Source organism: Kribbella sp. CWNU-51 (assembly GCF_054073265.1).
In genome coordinates, this window is sequence record NZ_JBSXMZ010000022.1 from 18907 (window position 1) to 36724 (window position 17818).

A 17818-nucleotide genomic window follows, 5' to 3' on the forward strand; every position below is an offset into this window, starting at 1 on the left:
TGGCAAGGCAGCGACTCCAGTGGCTGGTGGCTATGGCTTGCGTTTGCGGGTGACGGCGTGAGTGCCGTCACAGAGCGGCTTGATTGCCGAGCGGCCGCATCGGCATAGGGCGATAGTGGCGCGGCCTGCGTCGATGGGCTCACCGCGCTCGTCGCGGAGTTCGAAGGGGCCGCGGACGAGCAAAGGGCCGTCCGGATAGGCGCGGATCGTCACGCGGTCGCGCTGGTCCGCCTCGTTCATGCTCATGCCGTCCGGTACCCCAGGCCAAATCACCTCCGTGCAGTGGAATGGACGGATCAAATCGGGGTACCGAGGGCCTCTCTGAAGGAGGCAGCATGCAACTCCCGCCGTCGCGAGGTCCGCTGAGCAGCTGGCTGATCGCGTACCTGCGGAACACCACGACGTCCCCGCCTCCAGCGGTTGCTGTCGACAACGACCAGCCGTGGTCCGACGAAGACCTCCAGCTGACGTTGTGGTGTTGCTACGAGCTCCACTACCGCGGCTTCGACGGGATCGACCCGGAAGCTGAATGGGACCCTGCCGTTCTGGCCCTGCGAGCCGCCCTCGAGGTGCCGTGGTCGACCTGGCTGCGACGCGCGTACCTGCCGTCGCTGGCGGATCCCACGGTCAAGCCCTCACAGCTGTTGAGACAACTGGTGGACTCCGACGACGGACCGCCGCTGGCGGCCCACCTGTATCGGCGCGCGACGTTGGACCAGTTCCGCGAGTTCGTCAGGAATCGGTCGGTCTACCAGCTGAAGGAAGCCGACCCGCATAGCTTCGGCATCCCGCGGCTGGACGGTGCGGCGAAGGCCGCGCTGGTCGAGATCCAGGCCGACGAGTACGGCGGCGGCCGCCCTGAACGCATGCACGCGGAACTGTTCCGGGCGACGATGCGATGGCTCGACCTCGACGACACCTACGGGTACTACGTGCCCGACGTACCGGCTGTCACGCTGGCTCACTCCAACGTGATGTCCCTGTTCGCCCTGCACCGCAGGTGGACCGGCGCACTCACCGGCCACCTCGCCGCGTTGGAGATGACTTCCACGCTCCCCAACCGGCGCTACGCCTCCGGCGCAACCCGGCTAGGTGCGGACGCCACGGCCACGCAGTACTTCACCGAACACATCGAGGCCGACGCCGTCCATGAACAGATCGCCGCACACGACCTCTGTGACAGCTACGCTGCGCAACACCCCGAGAGCACAACCGACATCATCTTCGGCGCCGCCTGCTCCCTCGGCCTCGACAACCTGACCGCCGAGCACCTCCTCACCGCCTGGGACGTCACCGCCCCACCCCGGCCCATCTCCGGCCTCACCGCTGAGACGTCTGCAAGGTGACCGGCTGCCGCCAGGTGTTCGGCGATCGCTTGGTGCATGCCTGATTTCCCTTGCTGGTGAGACGGGCAGGTTTCACCAGGATGAGCGGCGGTCACAGGGTGGGAGTGCGATCGCGCCGCACGGTCCCCGCTGGTGGCGCGGTCGCATACGTCTAGCAGGAAGGGGCATCCGGAATGCCTCCCATCCTGCGAGTGTTCTCCTCAGTGACTAACGTTTCTCGTTGTCGTGACCGGCGCCAAGACCCGCGCGGGAACTGCCTCGGCGGAACTGCGTATCCCAGAGCGAGCTCGATGAGCTGCTCACCCTGGTATCCGGCGCCAACCGCTGAGTGCCATTCATGAACTGTGGCCTACCGGCCGTCACGATTCGAGGAACCCATGGCATCTCCCAGTACTGTCTTGGACCGCCCCACCCATCAATCGAGAGGCAGCGACTTCTCGCCGCTGCTGCGCGAGATCAAGGCATCCGGTCTGCTGGAGCGTCGTACCGGCAGGTACCTGGTCTCCATCGCCGTCAACCTGCTCTGCCTGGCGGCCGTGGGCACCGGGATGGTCTTGCTCGGCAATTCCTGGCTCGTGCTCCTGCTCGCCGTCCCGGCCGCGATCTTCACCACTCGCGCCGCGTTCTTCGGCCATGACGCCGGCCACCAGCAGATCGGCCGATCCCGCCGGCTTCACGACGCTATCGGGCAGTTGCACGCGAACGTCCTGCTCGGAATGAGCTACGACTGGTGGAACGACAAGCACAACCGCCACCACGCCAACCCGAACCACTCCGACAAGGACCCCGACGTGGCTGCCGGCGTACTGGTCTGGACGCTCGACCAAGCCGAAGGCCGCACCGGACTGTATGCGTGGCTCAGCCGCAATCAGGCCCGGATCTTCTTCCCGCTGCTGAGCCTGGAAGGCATCAGCCTGAAGCTCTCCAGCATCAGCTATCTGCTTGGCCGCCGGCCGCGCCGCAAGGCGGCGCTCGAACTCGGCCTGATCGCGATCCACATGACGGCGTACTTCGGTGGGCTGTTGCTCGTCATGTCGCCGCAGAAGGCGCTCGTCTTCGCCGTACTGCACCATGCGCTGTTCGGACTCCACCTCGGCAGCGTGTTCGCCCCGAATCACAAGGGCATGGAGATGCCCGACGGCGAGACCAACTGGGGACACTTGGAAAAGCAGGTCCGCACGTCCCGCAACGTCAACGGCAACGCGCTGACCGACTGGATGATGGGCGGCCTGAACTATCAGATCGAACACCACCTCTTCCCGAACATGCCCCGCGCCAACCTGCGCCGCGCCCAGGCCGCCGTCCGCCTGTACTGCGAACGCGTCGGACTCCGGTACCTGTCCACCGGGATCATCGACTCCTACGCCCAGGGACTGCGCCACATGCATGACGTCGGCCAGCAACTCCGCCGCGCGAACACGGTGTCGGCAGCAACGGCTCACGCCGCATGAACGCACACCCGGACAGTACGGACGACAGACCAAACCAAGACCTGCACCGACTCGATCGCCTCCCACTGCCGGCCCACGTGAACCTGTGGTTGCACGGCCGCTGGCAGCCCGGATGGCTCATCGCCTGTGAAAACCAACCGTCCGGCTGGCACGGACTCGTCCAGTACCAGGACGAGCACCACGTCGAGACGACCGAATGGATGGCTGCCGAACAGATCGCGCCTCACACGAACCCGTAACCGCTACAGCGAGGCCGCACGACAGTTAGACAGTCAACCCAGCGGGTACCTGAATGGAGGCGTAGACAGCTCGCAGAATGACGTCGACCGCGCCGCTTGCCCGAGACCAAGGCGACCTCTCCCAAGGTGACAACGGCTTCAGAGGAGATCCCTTGGCCTCGGCAACAACATCCCATACCCGGCCGAGGGCGCGGTCCAGGGCCACCGCGTTGGCACGTGCCTACGGCGGCCCGGCCCACGGCCAGTGCTGGCCAATCGCAGACGACGACCCACCAGAGGAATTCGCCGTCGCGCCGGACAGCCCTATCTACCGGCTGATCCACCATCCCCGAACCCACCAGCCTGCCACGGACCACCTCGGCAACTACCTCTACATGCCGGTCAGTCCGCTAGCTGATGGTCGTCACCGGACCGGGCATCGCTGGATGATGACAAACATCGTTCAGCCACTGGATCGCGGCCCGAGTAGGCTGTAGTCGTCTGGACTTGTCGTCAGGTTGCCCCGGACCCGGTAGCCATTGTGAAGATCGGGAGTGGGCATATGACCGAATCGGGAGACATCCGCCCGGCGGCGGCCGCCTTTGGCGACCTTGACGTGACGTCTGATCTCGGCACGCTGTTGGAGCGCGCCGTGGCGTGCGCACTCGCCACGATCACCGGTGATTGCGCGGGCATCGTGCTGCTGGCGGGACACGGGCTCGAACGGCGCCAAATCGCCGCCTCGGACGGGCGGGCCACGGAGGCCGACCGATTGCGGCAGGAACTCGCAGATGGCCCGGACGACGTGCCTGCGCGCACCGAACTGATTCGTGACACAGCCGCCGAGACGCACTGGCCTCGCTGGGCGCCACTGGTCGCCGCGGAGCTCGGACTTCGTAGCGTGCTGACTACCGGCCTCCCCGGCCGGCCCTACGTGCGCGGATCCATCACCATCTACGCGACCCGACCCGACGCCTTCTCCGCAGCGGATCAGGCGCTCGCCGAACCACTGGCCGCGCACATCGCGGTCGCGGTCATGGCGACGGTGACCGCCAGATCCCTCGAACGAGCGATCGACGCTCGCACCGAGGTCGGCCAGGCGGTCGGGGTCTTGATGGAGCGATTCGACATCGGCGCCGACGACGCGTTCGCGATGTTGCGGCGGCACTCGCAGGCCCACAACGTCCGTCTGCGGACGATCGCGGCCGAACTGCTCGACGAACGACGGCACACCCGCGAGGAACTCAGCCGGTACGACGCGGACCTCAACAAGCTCCTGCGACGGGTTGGTACACGCTCCGTACAACAGGCAGGCTGAAGCCGGGACGTCATTACCCGATCTGCCGCCGGCACGCCCACGAGCTTTCGGAGACCTAGTCTCTGGTCTGGTCGTTGGGCGCATGGACCGGCTTCGACTGCGATGACGAACGCTGCCGCAGGTAGACCGAGCCGCCGATGATCGCCGCGACCGCGAGGAACTCGCTCTGCCAGTTCTGGAACGACTCGAACCAGAACTGCGACGTACGCACGTACTCCCAGGCGGTCACGGCCTGGCCGCCGTGCAACTGCTGATCCTGGCTGTACGCACCGGCGCCGGTCACGGCGTGCAGCCAGAAGGACAGGAAGAACACGATCCCGAAGGCGATCGCCAGCGAGTTCTCGTACAGCCTCAGCACCAGCTCCGAACCATGCCGCACCGGCCACGGAGCCCTCGCATCGTTGCGATGGTCCCGCGGATCCTCATCCTGCTCAGCACGCTCCCCGATCGGCCGCGACTCCGCCGACCCCTTCTGCACCAGGAACGTCGTGAGCAGCACATACATCCCCATCTGCAAGAACTCCGACTCCCAGTTCTCCAAGACCGTCTCGCCGAACGACGACGACCCGGCATACGCGACGAGTGACTCAGCCGGCTGACCGTGATCGGACAAGTCCTCGTTCTCGTGCGCGTGCCCGGTCAGCAACACCCCCACCATGAACTACGCGAACAACCCCAGATTCACCAGCAACAAGGCCCGCAACCGAACCCAACGCATCACAACACCATCCGATCAGCGCGAACCTGCCGCACAAGCTCCAGCAGTCGGCTGTCGCGCGCCACACGACCCGCGCTTCGCCTCGCCTGTTGCCAGCTGCAACTTCCGGCTCTGGTGACCACGCCGCGCATCTCGGCTCCTTCCATCGCCCGAACTCCCGGTGCCCGGCTTCATTCGGTTCAGACGTGGTGCCAAGCAGGCGACGTGGGTACCGGCAGGCCACCAGACCACGCGAAAGGACAGTTAGATGCCCGGCGACGTCGTCGATCTGATCATGCAGGACCACCGCGAGGTCGAACGCTTGTTCGACGAACTCAAGGAGAACCCGGAGAAGCGGCCGAACCTGCTGCCGGTGCTCACCACCTTGCTGACCGCCCACAGCAGAGCCGAGGAGGCAGAGGTCTATCCGGCGGCCGCGGCGGAGGCTGGGGAGAAGGAAGAGGTGTCCCACAGCCAGCAGGAGCACATCGAGGCCGACCAGCTCCTCGCGAAGCTTGCCAACACCGATCCGACGTCACCGGAGTTCGACAAGGCGCTGCAGAACCTGGTCGACGCGGTGTCGCACCATGTCGAGGAGGAAGAGACGAAGGTTCTTCCCGGAATGCGGTCCAATCTGACGGACAAGCGCCGTACGGAGCTCGGCGAGGCCTTCGCGGCCAATCGCAAACAACACCTCGGCGAACAGCCCGGCGACATCACCCGCGAGCAACTTGCACAGCAGGCGAGCAACGCGGACATCTCAGGAACATCCGGCTTGAGCAAGGACAAACTGCAGCAGAAGCTGCAAAGCGAGGCCGAGAGCTGACGGAGGCTGTACCCCCACTGGATCTGATTCTCCGTCTGTTGCCCCGCGCGAAAGCAGACACGCGAAGGTGGCAGACGGCGTCATCAACTCGACCGGGGTCGAGGACGGGCGTGGTGTCAGCCGTTGTTCCTCTGATCTTTGAAGTCGAGCCGGCGAGTGACGACATGGGCTGCCACGTCGGACAATGACTGATTCGCTGCGTAAGCATGCGCACGCAGAACTGCCAGTGCGTCGTCGGCGGCGATATCGAGTTGAGCGATGACCATGCCAGTGGCTTGGTGCAGCGTCGTGAGTGACGACCACTGCCCGACGCTGCCGAGAAGATCCTTCGTCGGGATGTTCATGAGAGCGATGCCGACGGCGTCGACGAGGCGCTGTGCGGCATCGAGTGATACCCGCAGCGCCCTGCCGCCGGCGACGTAGACGCTGATCGCGCCGTAGGTGTCGGCCCCCGCGTGCATGGGGAACGAATGCAGCGTGACCTGTCCGATGGCCTGACGCGCAGCGGAGATGAATCCGGGCCACCGAGCAGCAGATCCCTCGCCCACCGACATCACTATCGCTTCATCAAGGCGGTAGGCGTCCCGGCAAGGACCTTCTCCGGTGAGATCCTGGAGGTCCTCCAGACGACCGGCGACGTCATCGGTCGCGCACAGTGTCGTACGACATAGCGAGGAATCGTCGACCGTGATCGCGGCACCATCGGCCCCGAGGATCTCCCGACAGGCCGAGGCCATCAATACCGCGACGTCCTGGTCACCACCGCTGATGGCGGTCAGCTCCTCAAACCGGGCAAGGATCGCATCGCACTCAGTCACAGGAGTCCTCCATGGCGCGCCCCCGTCTGGAGCCGCACAGGTACCCCCAGATCGACGGCGCAATCCCAGCAGCTCGGCTTCGTCGTGCGTCCATCAAGTGGCCAGCGCGGAGCGGAGGCCACCCATGATCCGGCCCAGAAGCCGCGAGACCTGCATTTGGCTGACTCCGATCTCGGATGCGATCTCGGCTTGGCTCCAGTGATCGACCATCCGCCGACGGAGGATCAGCTTGTCCCGCGCGCCCAGGTTCTCGACAGCCGGGCGTAGCGTCTCGAGCTGGACGACCAGCTCGAAAGTGTCCTCCCGGTCCGCCACGATAGTGCCGATCGAAGTCGACGAGTCAGCACGGAGCGGAGCGTCCAGCGAGACCGGACGAAAGCAGCCAGTGGCACTTTGCGCGTCTCTGATCTCCCCGAGCGGTACGCCGAGGCGATCGGCCAACTCCTGATCGGTCGGCCAGCGGTGCAACCGCGCTGCCAGTTCGCCCTCGACGGCGTTGATCGACGCCTGCAGGTCCTGGATCCGGCGCGGTGGCCGAACAGTCCAGGCGTAGTCCCGGAAGTGCCGCTTGAGCTCACCCCGGATCGTCGGGAAGGCGTACGACCGGAAGTCCGTATCCGGCCCGGGGTGATAACCCTGCGCTGCCTTGACAAGGCCGACGTACGCGACCTGGAAGAGTTCTTCGCGTTCGACCCCATGGCCGTCGTACCGCAACGCGAGCGACCTGGCCATGGCCGTTCCCTGGAGGATAGCTTCTCGCAGCAGAGCCTCGCGGCGATCACCGACCTCACCCGATGCCTCGCGGAGCAGAGTCTCAGTGATTACGTGTTGGCTTTCCCAAGACACGGACGGTGCAGCCACAGAGCGACTAGTCATAACGATCAACCTGGGATGTCATCGTCACCACCGGCCTCGGTTTGACCACGACGATGGCGTGTCTCAAGCTCCTGTGATCGCGGTACCCACGCCGTAACACCCGAACCGCAGCGGAGTCGTCTTTAGCCGGGCTGCTCGGGTCGGTGATTGGTTCGGGTGCAGCCGAGGAGGGAGGTCCAGTCTCGGAGGCGGCGGAGGGCGAGGGTTAGGTCGCGGTGGAAGGCGAGGGGGTCTGAGGGGGCGGCGTCTTCTTGGTAGCAGGCTTCCCAGAAGGTGCGGAGGGCGGACAGTTCTTCGACTACGGCTCCGTGTTCGGGCCAGCAAGGTGGGATGACCTTGTGGTCCAGCCGGTAGCGATTGGCAGCCCAGGCGACCCAGTTGGCGAGGCGTTCCAGTTCTTCTTGGGTCCTCGGGGGGTCGAGGTCGCGCCAGCAGATGACAAAGGGGTCGGTGCCAGCGGCTAGGGCCAGAGCTCTCGCTAGGTCGTCGTTCGGATTCATCTGCGCTTGGATGCCTGGTCGATGCTCTCGCGGATCTGGTCTGCGTCTGGGCGATCGGTCCACGGCGTCATCTTGAGAAGGATGGGTGGGGCTGTGCGGGCTAGGAGGACTCCTGTGCCGAACGGCAGGGTGCGGATGACGTCGGGCGGGAGGATGGGGATTCGGCGGGTGCTGGTGGAGATGGTGCGGGCGCCGTCGGCGCCGCGGCTCCAGTTGCGGATCTCTTCGTCGCGTTCGCCGCAGACGGCGCCGAGGTCTTGGAGGTCGCGGGGTTGGGCGGAGCCGCCGAGGATGAGGCGGAGGGTCGCCGCATCCCACATGGCAGCTGCGGCTTGCTCGCCCCAGCGCTCACGGGCTTGGGCCAGCGACTGGATGACGACGAGAGTGGAGATACCTGATCCGCCGCCGTCCGCCATCAGCGACGGCAACGAGGGTACGGCGCAGAGGTTGGCGATCTCGTCGAGGACGAGAGCCAACGGCGGTTCGAGCCGGCCGCCGGGGTTATGGGCAGCCAGCTGACGGGCTGACTCAGTGATGTCTTCCAGGAGCGCGGCGATGAAGGCAGAGGTCGCGCTCGCGCCGGCGCCCGTGCCGAGCAAGTAGATCGTGCCTCGTTCGCGGATGAAGCTGGCCGGCTCGAGTCCTTCCCAGGGCGGTGGGTCGAAGGAACGGCGTACGGCGGGGTCCGCGAGAGCGGACAGGGCCGAGCGCACGCCGGCCCAGATCGCGTCTCGGGTGCGGCCGTCCATGCGGACGATGCCGTCGAGGGTGTCACCCCAGCCTTCGGCGGCATCGCTGGAACGGTTGAGGATGGTGACTGCCTCAATGGCCGAGGCAGGCTCAAGGCCCCAGCGGTAGAGCTGATCGATGCCGGTGTCGTCGATGGCGGCCGCGTGGAGGAGGCCGCGTAGTGCCATCTCAGTTTGGCCGTGCCAGAAGGCGCCATCGCTGACATTGCCCTTTGCGAAGCCCGCACCGGCGGCCAGACCACTAGCCCGGACCATCGCTGTCGTCGGGTTCTCACAGCCCCGGACCGGTGACCACCGGATCCCCTCCACGCGGCCGAGGCCTTGCGGGTCGAAGATAGCGACCGGGCCGATCGCGCGGCGCAATTCCAAGGTGGCTGCGAGATTGTCGGGTCGGGTAGAGGTGGTGACGACGGCGCCTGGTGCGTCGATGATCGCACTGATGATCTGATGTAGACCCTTTCCGGATCGTGGTGGTCCGACATCAATGATCGAGTCCTCGACGGAGGCCCAGCATTCGCGGCCACGCGACCTGCCAAGCAAGGTTCCGACCTCACTTGGTACTCCAGTTGGTGCCTGCGGGCGGGCTGACCGACCTCGCCGTACGACCTGTCGGCGTCCGACCGCGGCCTCGATATCGCCCTTGCTCGCGAGTCCAGGACGCCCGGCCAACACCCGGCCGCGACTTCTTGCCGTCGACCGCCGGCCCTGCCATATACGCACTACGACATAGGCCACGCCGAGCGGCAACGCCACGAGCACCGCAAGGCACCCCCAGTACGTCACCGTTCCGAGCTGCGTGCGGTTCAGTCCAAAGGCCAGAGCGGGGTTGGCTGGGTGCATCGGGACAAGGAGTGCACCTATCCACGGGGAAGTGACCCATCGCCCCGTCGTCAACAGGCTCGCCAGACCCCCGGCGAGATAGAGCATGCCGGCGCATCCGAACAGCACTCCCACGGCGATGAGGATCATGTCGCTCAGGTCGCGAGGTGGTCGTTGATTCATCGAGCTCACATCCTGGCGTCGGTATCGAAGAGTTCGACCTCGCGGGCGTGCCGGACCAGCTGCACGACGAAGGATCGGTTGGGCAGCCGCCAGAGGGCTCTGCCCTTGGGGAGTTTGGCGATCGTGGCGATCTCCACATCGGTGAGGCCAAGGAGGCTCGCCGTCCGCTCGAGTTGATCGGGTTCTTGGCGCAGCATGATCCTGGTCGAACAGTCCGCGAGTAGGCCCTCGGCCAGGGCTCGGGCCTCGGATCCTAGATCTCCGACAGCAGCCAAATCGGACAGACGGTGGATGATCAAGATGTTCGACACTCCCCAGGCTCGCGAGAGCTTCCACTGTTCCTGCATGCGACGCAGCAGGGCAGCGTCGCGCATCACCCGCCAGCCCTCGTCGTACACGATGTAGCGATTGCCACCCGCTGGGTCCGCGACCGCGGCCTCGAGCCAGGATGATGCGCACGCCAACGTCAGCCGCAGCGCCTGGTCGTTCCCACCGCTGCCGAGCCACGACGAGTCCAGCGTCACCATCGGCAACGTCGGATCGAACTCGGTCGTCGACGGCCCATCGAACATTCCGGACAGATCACCATGCACGAGCCGCCGGATCGCGTGCGCGACCTCACGACCGTCGGTTGTGAGATTGGTCGTCTTCAACCCGGCCCGCTCAGCTCGTGCGGAGTCGGGGCGAAGAGAGCGACCACGACGTCCGGGATGGTTGGCGACTCGACCTGGCTGGAGACCGTCTCCAGCGCAAGGTCGAGAGCAGTGTGCTCGATCGCGGCAAGCGGTCGTCCCAGTGTTGATTCGGCCAGCGTGCCCAGCAAGGCCCGGCGACGCGACCACACGACCCGTTCCCATTCCGATGTTTCGACCATGGTCGGGCGGCGGCCCGCGTCGAGAGGGTTGAGGCGCGTCGGAAGGCCCGGCCCGAGCTTGATGACAGCTCCACCCATCGCCATAGCCACGGGAGTCCATTCGCCCTTGGGATCGCACGGCACATACGCCTTGTGGCCGAGGGCAAGTGATCGTGTGATCAACGCCTTTGCTGTCGATGATTTGCCACTGCCGATCACCCCTGCGAGCAGGACGTTCGGGTTCGTGATGACTCTTCCCTGATAGAGCACCCAGGGGTCGTAGACGAACGAGCCTCCGCTGAACACGTCGGACCCAATGTAGGTGCCATCAGCACCGAGTCCGCCCTCTGCGAGGAACGGGTACGCGACCCGCAGCACCCTGGTGGTGGCGCGATGCTTGTCAACCAGTAGCCGTGGATTCTGCCCACGGCTCGGAGGGGTTCGATCCAGCGAGTCAGCCTGCGGCGTTCGAGGCGCGGCGTACGGCGCTCTGCGGTTGGCGCGACGGGTCGCGCGGTCGGTGCCTTCTCGCTCGTAGAACGCAGATTGCTCTCTCGCCATCAGAGCCCAATCCCGAAAGGCAAGGCCGCGGCCATGAAGCCCTCCATCTGCTGACCAACCAGTCGACGAAGGTCAAGGAGAGCCTGAGTGGCAGCGATCTCGACTTCCATACAGGCGTCTTCGAGGGCCTCCTCATTGTCGGCCGAGACAACGACGAGACCGAGCCACCGCACGTCGCCATGCCCAGCTGCCAGGTCTCGCTCGCGCTGGGCGACGTCAGCATCGAGCTGCCGATCCTCTTCGGTCTCCAACTGCCCGATCTTGGCGCGAGTAGCTCGATCGGTCACTCGCTCGACCTGGTGTCGGCGGGCATCGCGCAGCGCCCTGGCGATCGGGATCGGCTGCAGCACCAGACTGAACGTCCGGCGGATCCCGGGCTTCAGGAGGAGCGGGCTCAGGAAGGTCGGACTGGTCCTGACGCGCGGCCACTCCGTGATGACATAGACGCGGTGGAATGACGAGTCGGTGCGCAGGTGGTCCCAGGCGGCGTCGACTCCGAGCGGACCAGCCTCGGAGGCGTCCAACGTGTCCGGAGACGGGATTGTGCAGGTCGCGGCTGGGTCGAAGGCCACGCGGAGGCTCATGGCGAGCTCTCCTGCACTGAGCCAGCAGCCGGCCACACCCGCAGCCGCGAGCGTGGTCTGGAACGCCCGCGCCTCCGACTCGAGCACCGCCGTCGCCCCGACAATCCCTCCGCCGTGTTTGCGAACCTCACGTGAGACCGCGTCCAGGTTCACCGCGAAGCTGAACAAGGTTTCGTGCCTCGCGGCGGCTGGTGCCGCGCGTTCCAGCAGTTCGGTGTAGATCGCGCCAGCCGGCGTACGCGGATCAACTCGACGCTCCTTGGCCCACTCTCCCAACTCGTCGCCAGGGTCGGGCAACGTCCGCTCGAGGACCTGCGCACGGGCGATCCGGTTGCCCTGGCACAGCCCGGCGATCAATCGCCCGTACGCGGAGACCCGACGGTCCTGCTCATCAGTGTTCTGCAGCAGATGCGCAGGACCCTCGATCCTGGCCACCGCGATCAGCCTGCGGCGCCGCGGATCATGAACGATGCCAACCCCAGACGCTGCCGTCAGGATCCGCAACGCGCCTCCCTCCCCGGGCAGAAGGAGTTGTCCATGCCGCCGCGGTTCGATGACCCGAGCGCGGAAGGATCGCTGCCCACGCAACGACCGCAGGACATGAACACCTCGCAGAACCAGCCATCGGTACAGCGACAGGTCCTCAGCCCGGGCGAATGCCACCACAACGCAGGCCCCGGCCACCAGCAGAACACAGAACTTGGATGCTGCGGGCAAGGGGCTGACGACGATGAGGATAACGATGACGATTGCGATCAAGAGCAGGGCGACCTGAACTGGCCGGAGGCCGAGCAGTACGGCCTTCCACTCAGGCCGCGGGAATCGAGTTGAGAGTGTGCTGGGAGCCGCCATCAGCGGTCGCCACCCTGGGCGTCGCTGTTGCTCGCGCTGTCAGCCTGCCCACCAGATCCACTCGACCCGTCAACCGAAACCTGACTCGTGGCCACTGCGATGGCAGTCGAGCTCTCAGCACCACTCGCCGTCGGCTCGGGCCCGGATGGCGGAGTGAACGCGCCGTCGAGTCCGACCGACTGCCCCTGAACTGCGGCATCGCTTCCAGCCGAGGTGTCTGCCGCCTTGTCGTCGCCAGGCCCTTCGCCTCCACCAACTACTGGACTGTCGTCATCCTGGCGACTCGATCCCCCGAAGTGATGCGCGCCCCATTGCTGTGCCTGTTCGAACCGATCCTTCAGTGCGGACGTTCCCGCAGTGCCCTGCTGCAATGCATGAGTCACCGCATGTCCTTGGTCGCCGGGCCCAGTGGATGAACGAGTAGGTGGCCAGTGGCGCGAACGAGGCCATCGCGAAGAGCAGGATGCCGGTCAGGAACGTCCCGATGCTGGTCTCGCCGTACTGGTCGGTGTTGCCTGTAGCCGCCAGACCGAGCGTGAAGACGACCGCCATCGCGATCTTGGAGAACACCAAGGCACCAACGACCTCGATCCATCGACGGAGCCAATGCCGGGTGGCCGACCAGGTCCAACTCGCCAGCGCGACTGGCGCGAAGACGACAAACGCCACGATCGCAACCTCACGAATCAGCATGACGAAGTACAGCGACACTGTCGCGAGAATGCCCAGACTGACAGCCATGACCAGGAACCCGCCGGCGGTCGCGCCAGTCAGAAGAGCAGTGATGTCGAGCATCCGCTTAAGACCCGCGGTCGTAGCGGCGGTCTTACCCAGAATCCCTGCCGAGATTCCATCGACGACCTCACCGCAAGTGGTCACGATCGCCACCGCGAAAGGGACCCCTGCGGTGCCGAGCAGTGCACCGAGCACCGCATGCCCAAGCCGTCCTGGCTCTCGACGGACGGCGGCGGATACACACTGGAAGATGAACGCCGCGACTAGTAGTGGCAGCGAGATCGCGACCATCAGACCGAGATTGTCGCGCCACCACTGTTGATCGAACCGCGGCGACGTACTCAGGCTGAAGGCCTGGAACACGTACGAGGTGAAGTCACTCAGGCCGTGCGCCATCCAGCGCAGGAACGAGTCCCACGCGTGCTCGGTGATCGCATTAGCTCCCTGGTCGACCACACAGGCTTTGGGGTTGTAGAGACAGCCTTTCCAAGACACTGACCTGCTCCTCGATCAGTTGATGTGAATGCCGCTGAAGAATCGGATGAGGCCGTTGGCCGAACCAATGAGGATCGCGGCGCCGGCCGCGACCAGGCAGCCGGTCTTGCCCTTGCCCGCGTAGTGGGCGTTGTTGTTGAAGCTGCCCATCGCCCAGGCCGCGGCGGAGATGACGAAGGCGGCGACACAGATCACGAGGCTGAAGGTCAGCAGCGCGCCTACCATCTGGCGGAGCGCTGGCAGGCCGGGCAGACCATTGGTGTTCGGACTGATTCCTGGGTCCTGCAGGAACACGGTCTGAGCGAGCTGAGCATGGATGAACACGTGGATGTCCTTCATTGGTCAGGTGGTCGAGTAAATCGGCGGTGCCCAGCCGAGGTACGTCGCGTTCCACCGGGATTCGATGAGTTCGAAGGGAACGAGATAGACGCCGCCTTCGCCAGGGACGCGATCGCCGATGTCGTTGGAGACGATCCGTCCGTTCCCGACGTACACGGCGACGTGGCCGTAAGGGCCGCTGGTCTCCCAGAAGACGAGGGCGCCGACCGGCGGTCGCCGACATGTTCGTTGCCGGTCGCAACCATTTGTCGCCACTGTTCGGCCGCGGAGATGTATCCGGCGCGTGGCCGGCCCCAGATGTTCGCGGCCAGCCGGGCACACAGCTGGTAATAGCCGTGCCCGCCCGCCAGACGCAGAGCGCGGGCAACAGCCGCTTCAGCGTCTGGAATCACGCCGCCGCTATCGCCAATGGACGGTGCCTGGCAATCGGCCGGTAACGCCCCAGTGGGTGTGGCCACGCAGGTGTCGGGTCCATCCGCAGCTATAGCGAGCGGTGCGACCAGGCTGACGCCGCTCAGCAGCAGGCTGCCGGTCAGCGTCAGCTTGACGATCACGGCTCGACTTGATTGGTCGCGGACCAGAACTTGCAGGTCGGTGCGCACACGATGGCAACCACGGCCTGCCGCTCGACGACGGTCGTCTCGGTGTCGTGGACGGTCGTCTGCTTACCCCTGATGACGAAGGCGTGCCAACCGTGCGGAGCATCGTCGCTTTCTTCCAGCTGCTTCAGCGCCGGTGTCGTCTCTGCCGCGAGGTCCGTGACGGCGGCGTACGCTTTCCGCTGCTCGAGCTGCCCCCACTCAGGCATCAGTGGCAGCAGGCTCATCGCGACCGTCGGAGCAGCACCGGTCGGATCGGCGTACCCGCTGACGGCGCCCTGCCAGTCCTCCAAGCTGTGGCGGGAGGTGTCGTAGGTCCAGATAGCACGCGCATAGGCGATCGCGAACTCATGTGGGTCACTTGTCGTGGGGCGCGCCCACGCGTTCAACCTTCCCTGCATCTGCCGGCTCTCGCCGGGAAGGAGGGTGCTCCCGCTGCTCGGAGTTCCGGACTGCATCGCTGGAACATCAAGCCGGCGGGCGACCAGCGTCAGGATCAGCGCGGTGATGCCCAGCAGGATCACGATGGGGATCACGATCTTCGATCGGATCGACTGCTTCACGACAGTTCCTCTCTTGGGTACTTCGGTACGGCGCAGCCACGCGAACAAGGCAGCGGCGATAGGCGGCGGGATGATCCACACCGCGGTGAGGACGCGCAGCCCGACCTTGAGCTGCGCGCGGTAGTACCGGATGAGCCAGTGATGGCGGCGTACGTCCTGGTGGTTCTGCGTCATACCGGGCCTCAACGGTTGAGGTCCGGCGACTTTTCGTCAGGCGGCTCTGAGCGACTCCACCCGGGCCTCTCGGCGGTGGCCGAGGCGGCTTGGTTGGCCGAAAAACCGCAGGTCACGGCCGGCAGCGGCCCGAATCCAGCGTCGTACGACGGGGTCGTGGAAGATCTCCTCGGCCGGCTGCCCCAGAGCTAGCCGAGCCAAGGCAGACGGCCGGCCTGCGCCACCTCGGAGCAGCCATGCGAGGCCCTCAGCCTGCGAAGTCGTGGCATTGGCTCGACGGAGCCTGAGGATGATCGCCGAGCGGTAGTACGGCGGTCCGTCGGCCGCGACCCGGATCAGCCTTCGACCAACCGCGGCCGGGAGCCCCTCGCTTTCCAGCTCGGACGCGATCCGCTCGAGGTGCGGTCCGAGTGACCAGTGGTGCGTGATCGGCAGCTCGGGGAGTTGGTGGGTCAGCGGCTGCCGCTGGCCACGCAGGACGTCAGCACGGATCGCGTCCATCAGTCGCCACCGAACCAGGTTGGCCAGGTATCCCCATGACACTCCGGCCGGCGGCGGGTTAGTCGCCAGCTCGAGGCACCGCTCCCAGGCGATCACTCGAGCGAGCTGTTCAGCCTCGTCGCGGCCCAGAGCTGCACGCAGCCGACTCGATAGAGGGAAGACGATGTGGGACTCGATCTCCTCGGCCAGCCGTCGCGACGGCTCCTGCGCCCACTCCGATCGGGCCGCCTCCGCGATGAGTTGCTCAAGGTCAACGTCCATGCCATCAATCTGCTGGCCACCGCCTCGAACCAGAACCTGGATTCCAGGATCAAGGACTCCTGGAATAGTCCGCAGGATCAACTTCCACCTCGGCACGCTCCAAACCCAAGCGCCGCGGCCGGCGTCGCTGCCATGCGTTGCGCTGACCGACCGCTGCGATGACCTCACGCGACACGATCTGCTGGTCCAGGCGCACAGCCCGCGCGAGTCTGGCTACTTCACTAGCGACTCGCCCGACAGGCAGCCTGGCCACAAGCGGCGCGACAGCTCGTACCGCATTGACCTGTCCGCTGACGTGATCGAGTACGTTGTTCCACCGCGCCAGCTCAACCTCGATCGCGAAGTCGACCAGCGGAAGAGCTGAGTTCAGCACGTCACGCAGCCGGCTTCGGTCGGCCGCGTAGAGCGATGCCGGATCTTGCTGGTCGGGTAGACGGGCGAAGAGCACCTCGCCGAAGACTTCCGACAACACGTCAATGCTCCGTACGGCACCGGTCCGGCCTCCGATATCGCCGTCGAGAGCCACGATGACCGTGTTCAACTGCGAATACTTCTTCGCGATCAGCGCCTGCGCACGCGTGACGGCGGTACCGCAACAAGCCGCTCCTGCCCACTCATCCCCAGCCAGGTCGACCGCTGATGCATCCATCGGTCCCTCGACGAACACCGGATCGGCTCCCGCCCGCAGCCGTTCGAGCTGACCGTCGAGTCCGACCAACGTCGTCGTCTTGGAGTAGACGTTGGTGTTCGGCGTGTTCAGATATCTGAGCCGAGTGCCGCGTGCACGGCCAATGAATCCGACCGGGCACAGGTCGCTGTCATGAGCGACGAACACAATCCTGTCTCGAAACCGGTCGAGCAAGTACCCAGTCTTCGTGACCGATGCCAGCCCTGCCGCCACGATCACCTCGTCATTGAAGCCGTCTCGACGCAGGTGACCGACCAGCCGGGACCAGCCATCCGGCGCCAAGCCCACCCGCCAACTCGAGGCAGGGTCCAAGATCGCAGCTAACCCGCGGTCGCGCAGATGCCTGGCCGCCCATCCATCGGGTCTGTTGAGCAGTTGAAGTCTGTAGAACGAGGCAGCCGCAGCATTGGCCTCGAGCAGCGGCTGGCTCATAGCCCTGGTCCGCGATCAGGCGGATCCGGATCGGCGAGATGCGCAGAGCCGAACCCACTCCCGCTCGCTCGGTACGTCATCAGTGGACGCGCCCTCGACAACGCCTCGTGCAGACGTTGTGGGCCGGCCTCCCCCAGTGCGAGCAATCCAGGGCTGGCAGCAAGTTCGACGGCACGCACCCGATCGAAGAAGAAGGCCAAGTCGAGCAAATACCCGGCCGACTGATTGCGTTGAGCCTGATCGCCGCTCAACGCGACAATCACCTTCTCGCTCGAGCTGAACCGACGAAGGATCCTCGCCTGCGCAGTGGACAAGCCCGCACCACATACCGGAATCCCCGCCCATTGACCAGCCATGCTCCGACCCACGGTCGATACAGC

Annotated in this window: 18 protein-coding genes; 4 read left to right on the forward strand and 14 right to left on the reverse strand. The window is 65.6% G+C overall.

The annotated features are described in order from the left end of the window. Positions 1-30: 30 nt before the first annotated feature. Positions 31-240, reverse strand: coding sequence for a CDGSH iron-sulfur domain-containing protein (locus ACXC9Q_RS22885; protein WP_457058852.1), 210 nt, complete (start codon positions 238-240; stop codon positions 31-33). A 95-nt stretch (positions 241-335) separates the two neighbouring features. Between ACXC9Q_RS22885 and ACXC9Q_RS22890 the strand changes: the two genes are divergently transcribed. From ACXC9Q_RS22890 to ACXC9Q_RS22900, 3 genes are all read left to right on the forward strand, one after another. After that, positions 336-1346 carry an iron-containing redox enzyme family protein gene (locus ACXC9Q_RS22890; protein WP_457058677.1) on the forward strand — a complete coding sequence of 337 codons (1011 nt, stop codon included), beginning with the start codon at positions 336-338 and terminating at the stop codon, positions 1344-1346. A 377-nt stretch (positions 1347-1723) separates the two neighbouring features. Further along, positions 1724-2797 (forward strand): fatty acid desaturase family protein, encoded by a 1074-nt coding sequence (locus tag ACXC9Q_RS22895; protein ID WP_457058678.1) that lies wholly within the window; start codon positions 1724-1726, stop codon positions 2795-2797. A 780-nt stretch (positions 2798-3577) separates the two neighbouring features. Next, the gene (locus ACXC9Q_RS22900) at positions 3578-4333 is read left to right on the forward strand and encodes a GAF and ANTAR domain-containing protein (protein WP_457058679.1); all 756 of its coding nucleotides are present in this window, start codon (positions 3578-3580) and stop codon (positions 4331-4333) included. A 55-nt stretch (positions 4334-4388) separates the two neighbouring features. Here the strand turns inward: ACXC9Q_RS22900 and ACXC9Q_RS22905 are convergent, their stop codons facing one another. Next, the gene (locus ACXC9Q_RS22905) at positions 4389-4991 is read right to left on the reverse strand and encodes a DUF6766 family protein (RefSeq protein ID WP_457058680.1); all 603 of its coding nucleotides are present in this window, start codon (positions 4989-4991) and stop codon (positions 4389-4391) included. A 307-nt stretch (positions 4992-5298) separates the two neighbouring features. On the opposite strand from ACXC9Q_RS22905, the gene ACXC9Q_RS22910 reads away from it, so the two are divergent. After that, positions 5299-5856, forward strand: a complete 558-nt coding sequence (locus ACXC9Q_RS22910; RefSeq protein ID WP_457058681.1) for a hemerythrin domain-containing protein — start codon at positions 5299-5301, stop codon at positions 5854-5856. Between the two features lie 116 nt (positions 5857-5972). Here ACXC9Q_RS22910 and ACXC9Q_RS22915 read toward each other — a convergent pair whose 3' ends face one another. The 12 genes from ACXC9Q_RS22915 to ACXC9Q_RS22970 all read right to left on the reverse strand — a co-directional run bounded on the left by ACXC9Q_RS22915 (position 5973) and on the right by ACXC9Q_RS22970 (position 17438). Then, positions 5973-6674 (reverse strand): GAF and ANTAR domain-containing protein, encoded by a 702-nt coding sequence (locus tag ACXC9Q_RS22915; protein WP_457058682.1) that lies wholly within the window; start codon positions 6672-6674, stop codon positions 5973-5975. A gap of 93 nt (positions 6675-6767) precedes the next feature. Next, entirely contained in the window at positions 6768-7406 is a 639-nt protein-coding gene (locus tag ACXC9Q_RS22920; RefSeq protein WP_457058683.1) for a sigma-70 family RNA polymerase sigma factor, read from the reverse strand. A 640-nt stretch (positions 7407-8046) separates the two neighbouring features. Continuing rightward, entirely contained in the window at positions 8047-9801 is a 1755-nt protein-coding gene (locus tag ACXC9Q_RS22925; protein ID WP_457058684.1) for a type IV secretory system conjugative DNA transfer family protein, read from the reverse strand. Between the two features lie 5 nt (positions 9802-9806). Further along, positions 9807-10454, reverse strand: coding sequence for a hypothetical protein (locus tag ACXC9Q_RS22930; RefSeq protein WP_457058685.1), 648 nt, complete (start codon positions 10452-10454; stop codon positions 9807-9809). Continuing rightward, the gene (locus tag ACXC9Q_RS22935) at positions 10451-11215 is read right to left on the reverse strand and encodes a hypothetical protein (protein ID WP_457058686.1); all 765 of its coding nucleotides are present in this window, start codon (positions 11213-11215) and stop codon (positions 10451-10453) included. Before ACXC9Q_RS22935 ends, ACXC9Q_RS22930 begins: the two co-directional genes overlap by 4 nt. Continuing rightward, positions 11215-12651 (reverse strand): SCO6880 family protein, encoded by a 1437-nt coding sequence (locus ACXC9Q_RS22940; protein WP_457058688.1) that lies wholly within the window; start codon positions 12649-12651, stop codon positions 11215-11217. The genes ACXC9Q_RS22935 and ACXC9Q_RS22940 overlap by 1 nt, the downstream gene beginning before the upstream one ends. Before the next feature lie 270 nt (positions 12652-12921). Then, the gene (locus ACXC9Q_RS22945) at positions 12922-13881 is read right to left on the reverse strand and encodes a hypothetical protein (protein ID WP_457058689.1); all 960 of its coding nucleotides are present in this window, start codon (positions 13879-13881) and stop codon (positions 12922-12924) included. Between the two features lie 15 nt (positions 13882-13896). Beyond that, the gene (locus ACXC9Q_RS22950; protein ID WP_457058690.1) at positions 13897-14205 is read right to left on the reverse strand and encodes a DUF6112 family protein; all 309 of its coding nucleotides are present in this window, start codon (positions 14203-14205) and stop codon (positions 13897-13899) included. Positions 14206-14223: 18 nt separating this feature from the next. Continuing rightward, a complete protein-coding gene (locus tag ACXC9Q_RS22955; protein ID WP_457058691.1) occupies positions 14224-14541 on the reverse strand; it encodes an NlpC/P60 family protein in 318 nt (105 codons plus the stop codon). Positions 14542-14770: 229 nt separating this feature from the next. Next, complete coding sequence (locus ACXC9Q_RS22960) at positions 14771-15556, reverse strand: hypothetical protein (protein WP_457058692.1); 786 nt, start codon at positions 15554-15556, stop codon at positions 14771-14773. A 36-nt stretch (positions 15557-15592) separates the two neighbouring features. Continuing rightward, positions 15593-16318, reverse strand: coding sequence for a hypothetical protein (locus tag ACXC9Q_RS22965; protein ID WP_457058693.1), 726 nt, complete (start codon positions 16316-16318; stop codon positions 15593-15595). A gap of 49 nt (positions 16319-16367) precedes the next feature. Further along, positions 16368-17438 carry a toprim domain-containing protein gene (locus ACXC9Q_RS22970; RefSeq protein WP_457058695.1) on the reverse strand — a complete coding sequence of 357 codons (1071 nt, stop codon included), beginning with the start codon at positions 17436-17438 and terminating at the stop codon, positions 16368-16370. Positions 17439-17818 lie beyond the last annotated feature (380 nt).

Bases quoted from the DNA above. Each gene is read 5' to 3' on its own strand.
- ACXC9Q_RS22885 (WP_457058852.1), bottom strand. From the start codon at position 240: ATGAACGAGGCGGACCAGCGCGACCGCGTGACGATCCGCGCCTATCCG.
- ACXC9Q_RS22890 (WP_457058677.1), top strand. From the start codon at position 336: ATGCAACTCCCGCCGTCGCGAGGTCCGCTGAGCAGCTGGCTGATCGCG.
- ACXC9Q_RS22895 (WP_457058678.1), top strand. From the start codon at position 1,724: ATGGCATCTCCCAGTACTGTCTTGGACCGCCCCACCCATCAATCGAGA.
- ACXC9Q_RS22900 (WP_457058679.1), top strand. From the start codon at position 3,578: ATGACCGAATCGGGAGACATCCGCCCGGCGGCGGCCGCCTTTGGCGAC.
- ACXC9Q_RS22905 (WP_457058680.1), bottom strand. From the start codon at position 4,991: ATGGTGGGGGTGTTGCTGACCGGGCACGCGCACGAGAACGAGGACTTG.
- ACXC9Q_RS22910 (WP_457058681.1), top strand. From the start codon at position 5,299: ATGCCCGGCGACGTCGTCGATCTGATCATGCAGGACCACCGCGAGGTC.
- ACXC9Q_RS22920 (WP_457058683.1), bottom strand. From the start codon at position 7,406: ATGGCCAGGTCGCTCGCGTTGCGGTACGACGGCCATGGGGTCGAACGC.
- ACXC9Q_RS22925 (WP_457058684.1), bottom strand. From the start codon at position 9,801: ATGAATCAACGACCACCTCGCGACCTGAGCGACATGATCCTCATCGCC.
- ACXC9Q_RS22935 (WP_457058686.1), bottom strand. From the start codon at position 11,215: ATGGCGAGAGAGCAATCTGCGTTCTACGAGCGAGAAGGCACCGACCGC.
- ACXC9Q_RS22940 (WP_457058688.1), bottom strand. From the start codon at position 12,651: ATGGCGGCTCCCAGCACACTCTCAACTCGATTCCCGCGGCCTGAGTGG.
- ACXC9Q_RS22960 (WP_457058692.1), bottom strand. From the start codon at position 15,556: ATGACGCAGAACCACCAGGACGTACGCCGCCATCACTGGCTCATCCGG.
- ACXC9Q_RS22965 (WP_457058693.1), bottom strand. From the start codon at position 16,318: ATGGACGTTGACCTTGAGCAACTCATCGCGGAGGCGGCCCGATCGGAG.
- ACXC9Q_RS22970 (WP_457058695.1), bottom strand. From the start codon at position 17,438: ATGAGCCAGCCGCTGCTCGAGGCCAATGCTGCGGCTGCCTCGTTCTAC.